8 protein-coding genes are annotated in these 13710 nt (G+C 43.3%); 5 read left to right on the forward strand and 3 right to left on the reverse strand.

What is annotated here, in order from left to right; all coding sequences use genetic code 11:
• Positions 1-6: 6 nt before the first annotated feature.
• Together BMY50_RS01120 and BMY50_RS01125 are read right to left on the reverse strand one after the other, a co-directional pair.
• Positions 7-417, reverse strand: coding sequence for a nuclear transport factor 2 family protein (locus BMY50_RS01120; protein ID WP_093317007.1), 411 nt, complete (start codon positions 415-417; stop codon positions 7-9).
• Positions 418-452: 35 nt separating this feature from the next.
• On the reverse strand, positions 453-1322 hold the full coding sequence (locus BMY50_RS01125) for an alpha/beta fold hydrolase (RefSeq protein ID WP_093317010.1): 870 nt from the start codon (positions 1320-1322) through the stop codon (positions 453-455).
• A gap of 90 nt (positions 1323-1412) precedes the next feature.
• Between BMY50_RS01125 and BMY50_RS01130 the strand changes: the two genes are divergently transcribed.
• The gene (locus tag BMY50_RS01130; RefSeq protein WP_093317014.1) at positions 1413-2303 is read left to right on the forward strand and encodes a LysR family transcriptional regulator; all 891 of its coding nucleotides are present in this window, start codon (positions 1413-1415) and stop codon (positions 2301-2303) included.
• A 41-nt stretch (positions 2304-2344) separates the two neighbouring features.
• Here the strand turns inward: BMY50_RS01130 and BMY50_RS01135 are convergent, their stop codons facing one another.
• Positions 2345-6394, reverse strand: coding sequence for a hybrid sensor histidine kinase/response regulator transcription factor (locus tag BMY50_RS01135; RefSeq protein WP_093317019.1), 4050 nt, complete (start codon positions 6392-6394; stop codon positions 2345-2347).
• Between the two features lie 218 nt (positions 6395-6612).
• Between BMY50_RS01135 and BMY50_RS01140 the strand changes: the two genes are divergently transcribed.
• The 4 genes from BMY50_RS01140 to BMY50_RS01155 are packed head-to-tail and all read left to right on the forward strand — an operon-like array spanning position 6613 to position 13681.
• On the forward strand, positions 6613-9792 hold the full coding sequence (locus BMY50_RS01140; RefSeq protein WP_238383633.1) for a SusC/RagA family TonB-linked outer membrane protein: 3180 nt from the start codon (positions 6613-6615) through the stop codon (positions 9790-9792).
• Between the two features lie 8 nt (positions 9793-9800).
• On the forward strand, positions 9801-11426 hold the full coding sequence (locus tag BMY50_RS01145) for a RagB/SusD family nutrient uptake outer membrane protein (RefSeq protein WP_238383634.1): 1626 nt from the start codon (positions 9801-9803) through the stop codon (positions 11424-11426).
• Positions 11427-11446: 20 nt separating this feature from the next.
• Positions 11447-12400: a DUF5017 domain-containing protein gene (locus tag BMY50_RS01150; protein WP_162276503.1), complete on the forward strand. Its 954-nt coding sequence runs from the start codon at positions 11447-11449 to the stop codon at positions 12398-12400.
• Positions 12401-12424: 24 nt separating this feature from the next.
• A complete protein-coding gene (locus BMY50_RS01155; protein ID WP_093317028.1) occupies positions 12425-13681 on the forward strand; it encodes a glycoside hydrolase family 88 protein in 1257 nt (418 codons plus the stop codon).
• Positions 13682-13710 lie beyond the last annotated feature (29 nt).

Below are 13710 nucleotides of genomic sequence, written 5' to 3' on the forward strand. Positions count from 1 at the left end.
AATACCTTAGAGATACCGTTCTGAGGCGTTAATTTTCATATCGTTGATGCTGGCATATCGTTTTCGCATTAGCCCATATTCATCGAATTCCCACATTTCATTTCCGTAACTTCGGTACCATTGTTCCGCTGCGTCATGCCATTCGTATTCAAAACGTACGGCAATATGGTTTTCATGAAAGCTCCAAAGCTCTTTTTTAAGCTTATAGTTCAGCTCTCTTTCCCACTTTTTGCCGAGAAATTTTTTTACTTCTTCGCGTCCATTAATAAATTCCGTTCGATTGCGCCATTCGGTATCGATGGTGTAGGCAAGGCTTACCTCTTCAGGGTCTCGTGTGTTCCAGGCATCTTCTGCCAGTTGTACTTTTTGAAGGGCACTCTCGTAAGTAAACGGAGGCAAGGGGTGTTTTGGTTCCATAGATATAAATTTAAGAAATGGATGTCTTGTATCAATTATTGGGGCAGGGTCTCCATAAAGGCCAGAATGTCTGTACCGATCTCGCTCACATGGGTTTCCAGCGCAAAATGACCCGTATCGTAAAATTTCACGATGGCATCGGGGATATCTTTTTTGTAAGCTTCTGCACCGGGAGGTAAAAAGAAAGGATCTTTGTTACCCCAAACGGCTAAAAGCTTTGGTTGATGAATTCTGAAATATTCCTGGAACTGTGGATATAGGGCGACATTACTTTTATAATCTCTTAAGAGATCAAGCTGTATTTCATCAGATGCTGGGCGGTCAAGAAAATGCTGGTCGAGGGTGTACGATTCAGGGGCAATTAACGTACTATCGGACACACCGCTGAAATACTGAAACTTCGTTCCCTCCAGCGTAACAAATCCCCTGAGTGCGTTCCTATTTTCTTGGGTGTCTTCTTTCCAGTACTTTTGGATGGGGCCCCAGTCCGAACCCAAACCTTCTACGTAGGCATTGCCATTTTGCGAAATAATACCTGTAATTTTTTCAGGGTTGGCAAGTGCTAAACGATAACCGGTGGGTGCGCCATAATCAAATACATAGATCGCAAATCTTTTGAGACCTAAGGTATCGATGAATGACTGCATTGTTCTAGCTAAGTTGTCAAAGGTGTAAGTAAATTCGGCCCTGCTGGGAGCATCGGAATAACCAAAGCCAGGAAGATCCGGTGCAATGATATGGTATTCCGTACTTAAGATCGGAATGAGATTACGAAACATGTGTGATGAGGTTGGATAACCGTGCAACAATAAGATGGTTGGCGCTTCTATAGGACCGGCCTCGCGATAAAAGATATTGATGCCATTGGCATTTAATGTATGGTAATGAATCGAATTTGTTTCCATTTTTTATTGTTTTGTCTGTTCAAAATTATTTCAGATATTTGATTATTAAAAACGATTTATAATGATATTATAAATCACTATTTATGATTTATGAATAGCAACGATTTGAGAATATTTGAAGCGGTGGCCTTGCATAGCAATTTTACACGGGCGGCAGAAGCCATGTTTACGGTGCAATCGAATGTAACAGCACGCATTCGCAGTCTGGAGGAAGAATTTGGCGCCTCACTTTTTGAGCGAAATGCGAAGCGGGTGTCACTAACTCCAGCTGGCGAAGTGCTTATGCATTATTCTAAACAAATTTCGCACCTGCTGGAGGAAGCGAAAAACGAAATCAAAAACATTGATGTCTTGGCCGGATCGCTAAAAATCGGATGTATTGAAACAACTATGGCGCTCCGGGTTCCGCAGATTCTCCATGATTTTGGTGCCGCTTACCCGCATGTTGAATTGGAATTTAAATCTGCTATGCGGCCCGAGCTGGTGCAGGATGTGCTGGACTATAAGCTGGATGCTGCTTTTGTTACCGGTCCTATCAGTATTGCTGGTCTACAGCAGGAACCCATCAATGAAGAGCAACTGGTTATCCTGACACATGGGAATGCTGCTTCTTTATCATCTACATTAAACCGGCAAACGGCTCCTAAGATCATTGTGTTTGATCAGGGTTGTGTTTTCCGGGAACGATTGGAATCGCTGTTAAGTGCAAAGGGGATTGTGCAGTATAAGCCTATTGTGGTGAATTCCATCGAGGGTATTATAAATTTCGTGGAGTCAGGCCTGGGTATCAGTATCTTGCCTCAGCAAATAATTACGGCTTTTTATGCTTCAAGAAATATTAAAACCTTTTCGTTAAGCAAGTCGCTCGGAACGATGACGACGGTCTTGATCTCACGTAGTAACCGGCGTCCATCTAAGCTGATGCAAGTATTTATTGATATGTATAAAAGTCAACCAGGGAATGTAAGCTCAGAGGGGTAAATAATGGCCTGCTAACGATATAATAAATAAGGGTTTCTGATTTATTCTTTTACCTTGGCATATTCTGAGGGAGTTTCTCCGTACCATTTTTTAAACTCGCGACTGAAATATTTACTGTTATCATAGCCAATCATAAAGGCAATTTCATAAACTGTATACCGATTTTCTTTTAAGAGTTCAGAGGCTTTGATCATACGTTGTGATTTGACAAAATCATTGGCAGACAACCCGGTAATGGCCTTGATTTTTTTGAACAATACGGGCTGGCTCATACCGATTTCGTCGGCAAGCCAGGCGACACCGAATGCAGGATGATCAAGATGATCTCGTGTTAAGGTACTTAGTTTTTTCAGAAAAGCAGCATCTAAAGGATGCATCTTATTATCAAGCTCCTGGTTCATCATCGATGTGGAAGCATCGTTTGTTTCGTGATTTGTCTTTAAGAGGTTTTGATATCGCTCTTGGAGAAGCTGACGTGTTTTTAGCAGGTTATGAAGCTGTAGGCGTAATATTTGCGGACTGAAAGGTTTGGAGATATACGCATCTGCACCCGTTTGCAATCCAGTTATCTGATGTATGGTGGCACTTTTTGCGGTCAATAGTATCAGGGGAATATGGCTGGTGCGTGGGTCGGTCTTCATGCGTTCACAGAAAGCGAAACCATCCATTTCCGGCATCATCACATCGCTTATAATAATGTCCGGCAGGTGATCAAAGGCTTGTTGCAGTCCTTCCAGGCCGGTTTGAGAAGTGATAATATGGTAATCCTCTTCGAGAATAGAAACGAGGTAACCACGCATGGCGGCATTGTCTTCCACCAACAAAAGCTGCTGCTTTGCCGAATCATAAACTTGATTAGAAGGAAGGGGCCCGGCCATGTTGATGTTTGACACCAGTGTTGGAGGATTGATAATATTTTCGGTATCGGATAAATAGAGTTCTGATGAAGAAAAGTGCTTATGTCCTTTTAATAATGTGATATGGAAGGTTATTTTGCTGTCAGCACGATGAGCTAACGTTTCGCTGCTGGCAGATATGCTGCCATGGTGTAAATCGATGATACTTTTAGAAAGCGCTAAGCCAATACCCGAACCACCATGCGTGGATAAACTTGTATCCTGAAAATAAGGGGCAAATATTTTATCAAGATTAGATGCTGGTATTCCTTTTCCAATATTGCTGACAATTAGGTGTACATCTGTTGATTCTTCAACTATGCTTATTTCAATTACCTCCCCGGGTTCTGAAAATTTAATGGCGTTTGCAATCAGATTCATTAATACTTTCTCGAGTTGTTCTTTATCAAAATAAAGAAATAGGGGAGCTTCGCGGTAAATAAACTCTATCGGATTGTTTTTGTTATGGCTGTCAAAGGCACTGATTACTAAGCGGATGAAAGCGATAAGATTGTAATTGGATACTTTTAAAGGTTGCATGCCGACCTCAATCTTTCGAAAATCCAGCAGCTCGTTGACTAACTTTAGGAGGCTATCGGAGTTGTTTTTTATCACATTCAATTTCTCGAGCTCGATTGGACTGCTAGCTTGCCGATCGATGAGATCTTCCGTAGGGCCGGTGATGAGCGTTAGATGTGTCCGGATTTCATGCGAAATATGGGTGAAGAAGTTCAGTTTAAATTGGGTTACTTCTTGATTTTTTCGCAAAAGAGCCTTTAAAAAGAAATGTCTGATGACTAGAAAAATCAAGCCTGCAATACCTAAAACATACAAACAATACGCATAGGGGGTCTTCCATATAGGGGGGAGTATACGAATATGCAGATAGGTGTCTTTACTCCAAATGTTGTCATTATTGCCTGCCTTGACATGAAGCGTGTAATTACCCGGGTTCAGGTTACTATAGGTAATGGAAGGTATATCTGTAAACCGCCATGCTTTGTCGTATCCAGCTAATTGATATTGGTAGCGATTCTTTTCAGGTTTAACGTAATTTAATGCTGCTATCTGTGCAGCAAAAGTATTCTGATTATAGGTTAAGGTCACTTCCTTTTTTTGCAATTCCCGGTAGATTGCTTGATTTTTCTTTTGCGTATTTGCTTCGTCGCCCAGAATCCTGAACGAGGTGATATAGGTTGCCGGGGCATTTTTATTTACGCTGATATGGCCGGGAATAAAAGCGGTCAATCCCTTGTATCCGCCAAAGAAAAGCTCACCCGATTTTGTTTTGAAATAAGCGTTGTTATTGAATACATTACCTGCCAAGCCATCGGATTCATTATAGGTATTAAACGTTTTCTTCTGGAGATCAAATCGCGAAAGGCCATTAGCCGTGCTGATCCATAAAAGCTGATTGTTCTCGGCGAGTACGCCGAGAACATGATTGCTGCTGAGCCCGTCACGTTTGGTAAAGGCTGCTTTTATATTTCCTTGCCTGTCACATTGTATAAGGCCATGGTCGGTTGTTGCCAACCAGACGTTTCCCGTCGCATCTTGAAAAAAACTATTGATACAGAAGGGGGTATCCTTGGCCCATAGGTGAGGCATTTGTATGTTATTTCCCCGAACAATCTTGAACAAATTGGGGCCGCCTATCCAAATTTGTCCGCCAGTGCTTTCGAAAATTGAAAGAATCGCTTGTCGCTGCGTGGCGCCTATAATAGGGTGCTTCGTGAGCGGAATTAAGGAGGTGTCTTGTAATTTGAAAAGTTGTATGCCGGCGGTTTCGGTACCTACCCAAAATTGCCCATTACGGTCGTGAAGAAGGGAAGTGATCTCAGAACCTATGGTGGCATGATCTTTCCACATAAAACGGCTAAAGTTCTTTGAGTCTGGGTTGAACACGTTCAGACCGCCACCATGTGTACCAACCCAGATGCGTTTATTCCGGTCGCGATAAACAATCTTAACCAAATTTGAACCCAAACTTCGTGCATCGCTTTGCTTATGAGTATAGTGCGTAAATTGCTTGTTTGCTCTTTGCCAATAGTTAAGCCCGCCACCTTCGGTACCTATCCACAGGTTTTGCCACTCGTCTTCTACAATGGAACTAATTACATTGTCACTAAGACCATTACGAAATGTACGGTTATTATACACATAAAAGGGTGTTTGATAGATATGATAGGCGTTCACACCCCCGAAAAAGGTTCCTGCCCAGACCGTTCCGGCTCTATCCTGAAATAGACTATGTACGGAGTTTTGACTTAAGCTTTCCGGATTCCAAGGTTCATTTGCGCAGTTTGAAAGATGCATGCGTGTGCTGTCCAAAAGGGATAGACCTTCTTGAGTCGCAATCCAGAGTTGGTTATTGGCATCGAGTAAGAGCTTTCGGATATTATTGCTGAGCAAGTTGTTGCCCGTTTTTTTTAACAGATTGAACGGTTCTATTTTGCTCTTTGCTGCGTGGTATCGAAAAAGACCGCCTGTCGAGCTGCCTAACCAGATATCACCTAGATCATCTTCAACGATGCTACTGATTTGGTATGTATCGATCAGCCCATGATCGAGTGGTAATCTGTGGAATGCATTTTTATTTAGTGGCTGCAGGCGGGTGATGCCATTGGCAAGTGCTACCCACGTAATTCCCTTTTTATCGGAAAAGAGTGCTCGGATATAGTTTTTTTCGTTCGATAGCTGAATACGGCGAATGGAGGGCATTCCTTCGATTTTGCTATAAAGATAAAGCGCCTCTTTGGTACCTATCCATAGTTGTCCGCGTGCGTCTTCACTGAGGCAAGTTATATAGAAAGCAGTTTGTGTGTATTTATTCGGCACGGGTAAGGTGATCGGCTGAAATTTGTCATTTGTCTCGTCGTAGAGGTTGAGTCCCTTTCCAGTACCAACCCAGAGATGTCCCTTTCGATCGCAGAGTAAAGCGGTAATGTAATTGTCTGATAGTGAATGTGGATCGTGCGGGTCGTTTTTGTAGATGTTAAAGCGATGTGCGTCATATCGATTGAGACCGGCACGTGTACCAAACCATAAAAAGCCTCGTTTATCCTGTGCAATGGATAACACGCCGCTTTGAGATAATCCGTCTTCAATACTCACATTGGTAAATCGGATTTCCTGGCAATAGCTGGAACAAAAGGTAAAGAAAAAAAAACCTATATAGCTTACTAATAATTTCATCTCTGTTTCATAATCTAAGCATTGGTACGATTAGCCAATGGGATAACGGTCGACCCATCAAGGTAGTTATTTTCTTTAAAATAGGCAATATTTTAAAAAAGTGCCCTAAATATTCGATTTTTTCACCCCCTGTTTCCCCTTAAAAAATCCAGTTTTGCCTAGCGAAAAAAATGCACGCTTGAAGATTGCATTGAATACCGCTAATAAACTAACCATTTATGCCAAAATTAATCAACTTACGAAACCGTATAATACGGATCTTAAAGAAAATGGCCATCACCTTATGGCTTATTAACCTTTCTTTTACTGTACTTGCACAGGTGTCTGTGGGTGGGCTGGTATTAGATTCGGATGGACGACCCATCCCGATGCTTACCGTGCAGGTGAAGGGAACCGCTAACCGCGTACAAACAAATATTACGGGAAATTTCACGATTCGGGCGAAAGTAGGAGACGTGCTACTCTTTTCCGGAGTGGGTTATGAAACACGGGAGCTAACCTTGAGTGAACAGCAAAAATACACCGTCACGATGCGAAATAAAGTAAACGATCTGGAAGAAGTGATGGTGATCGGTTATGGCACTACTACACGGGCAGATGTGACGGGTGCGGTAGCTAGTGCATCAGTAGAGAGTATGCAGAAAGCACCGGTTCGATCTTTCGATGAAGCATTGGCAGGGCGTGTAGCAGGTGTAAACGTGTCCTCCGTAGATGGACAACCCGGTTCGGCCGTTAATATAACCGTACGTGGAGCGAATTCCGTTACACAAGACAACGCACCACTCTACGTTATTGATGGTTTCCCGATTGAAGATCCCAACAATAATTTTATCAATCCACAGGATATTGCGTCATTGGAGGTATTGAAGGATGCTTCTGCAACCGCTATTTACGGCTCGCGTGGAGCAAATGGGGTCATCATGATTACCACCAAGCGAGGTGCTATGGGAGCTCCTACGATTACACTTAGCACTAGCTATGGTATTCAGAAGGATGTGAACCGCATGGAATTAATGAGCCCCTATGAATTTGTACGCTATCAGTTGGAACGCAATCCGTCGGATGCGGCGACGATTTATCTTGCAGATGGCAAAAACTTGGATTTTTATAAAGGGGTGCCGGCGATCGATTGGCAAGATCAGCTTTTCCGTACAGCAGGTATGCATAATACCTCGCTTGCTATTCGTGGGGGAAACGAGGCTACGAAATACTATGTATCGGGTAACGTACTGGGGCAAGACGGTATTATGATCAATTCGGCTTATAAAAGATATCAAGGCTCCATTTCCTTGGATCAAAACTTCGGTAAAAAATTAAAAGGCGGCGTTTATGTAAACTATGCTTATAACAAACAAAATGGTATGTCACCCTCCGCTCCTGCGAGTAATAGTGCTTCGGCTTACACGCTGTTCAGTGTTTATGGATACCGTAATTTTTCAATGGATGGTAGTACGGATTTAAGCGATGAACTGTTCGACCAATTTATTGACCCAACGGTTGATATGCGTGTTAACCCCATACTAAATCAGGAACACATGCTTCGGGAAACAATGGGACATAATACCATTGTGAATAGTTACCTGACGTATGATATCAATCCTGATTTGCGTTTAAAGATAACGGGAGGGATCAATACAACCGTTTCAAGAAATAACCAGTTCAATGATACCTTAACAGTTTATGGTAACCCGCGTACCTTGCAAGGTTCTGTAAATGGGGTAAACGGGGCAGTGTATTTTAGCGAGAATACCACCTGGATCAATGAAAATACGCTTACTTATGATCATACGTTTGAACGGGATCATCACCTTACGATTGTAGGAGGGGTGACGGAATCGGGGAGAAGTTCCTCGAGTCATGGCAGTGCTGCTACCAAACTTCCGAACGCCCAATTGGGGGTGAATGGATTGGATGAGGGTACGCCCCAAACTGTGCGAGCGCTTTCTGCTTCTTGGGGCTTGATGTCTTTTTTAGGGCGTGTAGACTATAAGTATCGAAATAAATATTTACTCACCTTATCCTATCGGGCGGATGGATCTTCCAAATTTGCAAAAGGCAATCGTTGGGGTTACTTCCCTTCAGGTGCTTTCGCTTGGAAGTTCAATGAAGAGAAATTCTTTAAAAATATTGATTTTATCTCGGAAGGAAAGTTAAGAACTAGTTATGGCTTAACGGGAAATAATCGTATCGGTGAATTTGATTACCTATCGGTTATTGCCTTGGCTTTCAATCCACAAGGTTATCCTTTCGGAAATGGAACGGTATCGGGAGCAATTCCGGAGCGGGTAGGGAATAGGGAATTGAAGTGGGAAACCACTGAGCAGGCAGATATTGGTCTGGATTTAGGTTTTTTTGCCAACCGGATCAGTTTAACGGCTGATATCTATCGGAAAACAACACGTGATTTGTTATTGAATGCCAATATTCCCTTATCACTGGGTTATGCGACTGCGAACCGAAACATTGGTAAGGTGCGAAACCAAGGTTTGGAACTTACCTTAAGTACGGTTAATATTAAGCATGCGGATTTTAGCTGGGAGTCGAGCTTTAACATTTCTTTCAACAAAAGCGAAATTCTGCAGTTGACGGAGAACCAGGAAGCAATTCTTTCTGCTGCACCTTTTGATGGTTATTTCAGAACGATTCCTTCTTTTATTTCAAAGGTCGGTAACCAACTAGGTATGATGTACGGCTATATTTGGGATGGCTTGTATCAATACAATGATTTTGATGTTTCGACTACCGGAAATTATGTGCTGAAAGATCATATACCGACGAATGGCAATGCCAGAAATGCCATACAACCGGGCGATATCAAATTCAAAGATATCAATGGCGATTTGGCCATCGATGCGAAAGATTACGCCATGATTGGTCGTGGCTTACCCATTCATACGGGTGGTTTTAATAATAACTTTAGGTATAAGAATTTTGACCTGAATCTCTTTTTTCAATGGTCTTATGGTAATGATATTCTCAATGCCAATCGGTATATTTTTGAAGGCAATATTCTGGGGCGATCGAACTTAAACCAATATGCCAGTTATCAAGACCGATGGTCGCCAGAAAACACAAGCTCCTTAAATCACCGGGGTGGTTTTGGTGGGGCAGGGCCATCCACCCCAACGGGAACCAATTCAAGGGTGATTGAAGATGGTTCTTATCTTCGCCTCAAAACGGTACAGCTCGGTTATACTTTTCCTGCTGAACTTGTACAACGACTGCATTTTAAAACGCTTAAAATCTATTGTTCGGCACAGAATCTCTTGACGTGGACCAGCTACTCCGGGGTAGATCCGGAGGTAAGCATATTCAATTCGGTGCTGACACCCGGTGTGGATTACTCGGCTTACCCAAGACCAAAGATTATAACATTCGGATTAAATCTAACGCTCTAAACCTACTGATGATGAAAAGATTAGCTATATATGTTTATGCCCTTGGACTATTGGGCATTTTCCTTTCTTCCTGCCAAAAAATTCTGGATAAAGAACCAAGTGATTTTGTGCAGCCCGAAAATTATTACAATAGTGAGAATGATCTGAATTTTGCATTGGCGGGTGTGTATGACCCGCTGGGCTCCGAGTACCTTTACGCGAGTGGCTTGTGGTTTCAGTTTGGGGATTGTACCGACGAATCGTTTTACCCAAATAGCTCGAATTCGTTCTCAGCACCGATGTTCTATCAATATGACTATACCAATCCTTTTGTTGGCGGCCTTTGGCAAGAATGCTACAAAGGAATCGAGCGCGCAAATTTATTACTGGAACATATCGACAAACCAGCGATGGATGAACGGAAACGACAGGCGATAGCGGGTGAGGCCCTGTTTTTACGGGCGTACTATCACTTTTTGCTGGTCAGCAATTTCGGTGCGGTGCCTTTAAAAATGGCCTCCACCACGAACGTGAGCTCGGTAGATATCCCCGCTACACCTGCTAAGGAGGTGTATGAACAATTGTTGCAGGACATGAGGGAGGCGGAAACAAAGGTTCTGAAAGCAACGGAGATCGGAAATGCCAGTCATGTCTCACAAACAACGGTACAGGGCATATTAGCTAGGGTGTGCCTATATATGGCGGGTTATCCGCTAAAGGACGAGACGAAATACGGGGAAGCGTTGGAATGGGCAAAAAAGGTGGTAGAATCGGGCGAACATCGCTTGCTCGAAAGCTATGATACCGGCTTAACCAATTCGGCTTACAGCCAGATTTTTATTAATCATGCCCAAGATAAGTATGATATAGGCGAGTGCCTTTGGGAGGCCGATTTTAATATGAATGAGGGTAATTCGGCCTATGCGGAGGGAGGACGACTGGGTACTTATCAGATTTCTTGTGTCAATGTGGATACAGGTTATGCTTCTGGAGGCATCCGTACAACCATAAAATTATATAATCTGTATGGTGAAGGGGATTTGCGAAGAGATTGGGCGATTACTCCTTTTACTTTTGAAAGTACACAAACGACCGCCGTGCGGGTGCCACAACCTGCGAATAATATCATCAATCGGGAGAGTGGTAAATGGCGACGCTATTTTGAACCCAATTCGTTTATTAAACAACAATATCGAACGGGTCAGAATTTTCCGATTTTACGTTATGCTGATGTGCTACTGATGCTAGCGGAGGCAGAAAATGAAGTGAACGGGCCTACGGCTATCGCTTATGAGGCGATCAATCAGGTGAGAAGGAGGGGCTATGGACTACCCGTGCAGGCGTATAGCGAGCTGGCCGATGCCGCACCCGGACTTGCACAAAGTGATTTTCGTCAGCTTATTATGGATGAACGTGCGCGTGAGCTTTGTTTTGAAGCGCTTCGTAAACCGGATCTTATCCGCTGGGGAACATTTACGGATGTATTATCGGCAACAGCAGAGGAAATTATGACATCGAATGCCAGTACGACCAACAAGTCGCGATGGGTACTGGGGTATAATACGGCGATCTCCTCACCGAGGTATCTGTTGCTACCGATACCGGCACTTGAAATTAATGTCAATAAAGCAATTAAACAAAATCCGGGATGGTAAGGCATAAACATAAAAGCATCATGAATATATATAGATTATTGTTATGTGCAGCTGTACTTACCTGCGCTTGTAAAAAGGACTTGAGTTTGGGCGCTACAGACTTTACCGTTGCGGTAGAAAATGCGGATCTTTCCCTGGGGGATACTGCTCGCTTTCAACTGGGGGCCAACCCTGATGTACTGACATTCTATTCGGGTGAGGTAGGGCATCGCTATGTGTTTAAAGATCGGGTAGAAGCAGCTGGCCAAGCAATACTGACTTTTCGAACCGCCCGTGAAAATGGTACGCAGGTGCAATCGCTGAAACTTAGGGTGTCGAGCGATTTTAATGGGGTAGTAAAGGGTGATACGGCCGCTACCTTAAGGAACTTGAGTGCTGCTGCTTGGGATGATATTTCGGATAGGGCCTTATGGGCTTCGGAAGGGGAGAAGGACATCAATTCGGGAGATATTGATCTGTCTGATTATGCGGCTGCTGCCAAGCCGATCTTTATCGCTTTCCAATACCAAGTGGCGGCGGGCAGTGTGCAGGATAAATGGACCATCAACTCATTCTTGCTAAAGAATAAACTCGAAGATGGTACTGCCTACACAATAGCGAATATGAATACTTCTACTGCACCTTTCATGAATTATGGGGTAAGCTCTTTTAGTCCGGGTTTTGCTGGCTATACAATTCAAAACACCTATCAGTGGGCAATTTCTTCCAGTCAGCTCGTGATTACTGGCGCCACGTCGACGGCTTGGGCAACGGATTCGGCAGAAGCGTGGGTATTCATTGGGCCTATTAATCTGCGGAAGGTGACGCCAGATATCGGTACGGCGATTAAAGGCGCGGATGAAAATATCAATGGCTCGATCTTTAGTTATCTGTACCGCAGTAAAGGGGTGTTTGAAGCCATATTTACAGGAGGTAGCGTTGATGTTGAGCGAGAAACCAAGGTTTCGAAAAGTATCCGCATGCATATCAGATAAATAGATTAATTGGATAATAAATTTATGATAAACTTAAAACAAAGTGTACTTATTATTGGCCTCGTAGGATTTCTTGGCTTTTCGTTTCGTGACAATAAAGATGAACTGGATTTTGTGGAGCAGAATTTAGCTTATGCTAATGCACAATCTGACGTATTGCTAAAGGCGGCTAACAAGGTGGATACGCTTTATCCGCGTACATTGGAGAAAGATGGTACCTTGAAACTGACCAATCGTTATGAATGGACTTCTGGTTTTTTTCCTGGACTGCTATGGAACGTCTATGAGGGAGATCATCGGGAGCAGTTAAAGCAGGATGCCGCCCGTTGGACCGAAAAGTTAAGCGAGCTACAATATTTTACGGATCATCACGATCTGGGTTTTATGTTATATTGCAGTTATGGTAATGGTTTTCGTTTAACAGGTAAAAATCAGTATAAAGAAGTATTGGTACAAGGCGCTAAATCACTCGCGACAAGGTTCAGTGCAAGCACCGGCTCCATCAAATCATGGAATGGTTTTGGTTCCTGGGATGGTAAACACCGTTATAAATTTCCCGTCATCATCGATAATATGATGAATTTAGAGCTCCTTTTCTTTGCCTCAAAAGTTACCGGTGATTCAAGTTATAAGCAGATCGCAATTAAGCATGCGGAAACCGTTATGAAGAATCAGCTGCGACCCGACTTTAGTTGCTATCATATTGTTTGTTATGACCCACAGAACGGCGCTGTTTTAAGTAAAGAGACAGGACAGGGTTATGCGAACAACTCCACCTGGGCACGGGGTCAGGCTTGGGGAATATATGGGTTTACCATGGCTTATCGCGAAACAGGCGATCCACGTTTTCTAGCTACCGCCAATGGGATGGCTGATTTCTATATCAATCACCCGAATTTACCATCTGATAGGGTACCTTATTGGGATTTCAATGCCAATCAGCTTGGTTACACACCGGGGCCTAAATCGAAAGCAAAAGCAACACCTACGAATTACCGTGATGTATCGGCTGCGGCGGTGGCCGCGGCGGCTTTTCTGGAATTGAGCACGTTGAATACAGGCGCTTTGGCCGAAAGGTATCGCGAAACAGCATCGACCATTTTACATGCCTTGGCATCGCCTATCTATCGGGCGCCGGTAGGAAGTAACGGTGGTTTTCTTTTGAAGCATAGTGTGGGCAGTATTGCGCATGGGGTGGAGATAGATGTTCCCTTGGTTTATGCTGATTATTATTTTGTGGAGGCATTGAACAGGTATAAACAAATACTGGCGAAAAAATAATTAACTGGGTATCTTGCCAAAAAAGGAGT

The sequence above is a fragment of the Olivibacter domesticus genome (assembly GCF_900109575.1).
Lineage (GTDB): Bacteria > Bacteroidota > Bacteroidia > Sphingobacteriales > Sphingobacteriaceae > Olivibacter > Olivibacter domesticus.

What these genes read in the sequence shown, in the direction of transcription:
- BMY50_RS01140 (WP_238383633.1), top strand. Translation starts at nt 6,613, where the DNA reads ATGCCAAAATTAATCAACTTACGAAACCGTATAATACGGATCTTAAAG.
- BMY50_RS01150 (WP_162276503.1), top strand. Translation starts at nt 11,447, where the DNA reads ATGAATATATATAGATTATTGTTATGTGCAGCTGTACTTACCTGCGCT.
- BMY50_RS01120 (WP_093317007.1), bottom strand. Translation starts at nt 417, where the DNA reads ATGGAACCAAAACACCCCTTGCCTCCGTTTACTTACGAGAGTGCCCTT.
- BMY50_RS01125 (WP_093317010.1), bottom strand. Translation starts at nt 1,322, where the DNA reads ATGGAAACAAATTCGATTCATTACCATACATTAAATGCCAATGGCATC.
- BMY50_RS01155 (WP_093317028.1), top strand. Translation starts at nt 12,425, where the DNA reads ATGATAAACTTAAAACAAAGTGTACTTATTATTGGCCTCGTAGGATTT.
- BMY50_RS01135 (WP_093317019.1), bottom strand. Translation starts at nt 6,394, where the DNA reads ATGAAATTATTAGTAAGCTATATAGGTTTTTTTTTCTTTACCTTTTGT.
- BMY50_RS01130 (WP_093317014.1), top strand. Translation starts at nt 1,413, where the DNA reads ATGAATAGCAACGATTTGAGAATATTTGAAGCGGTGGCCTTGCATAGC.
- BMY50_RS01145 (WP_238383634.1), top strand. Translation starts at nt 9,801, where the DNA reads ATGATGAAAAGATTAGCTATATATGTTTATGCCCTTGGACTATTGGGC.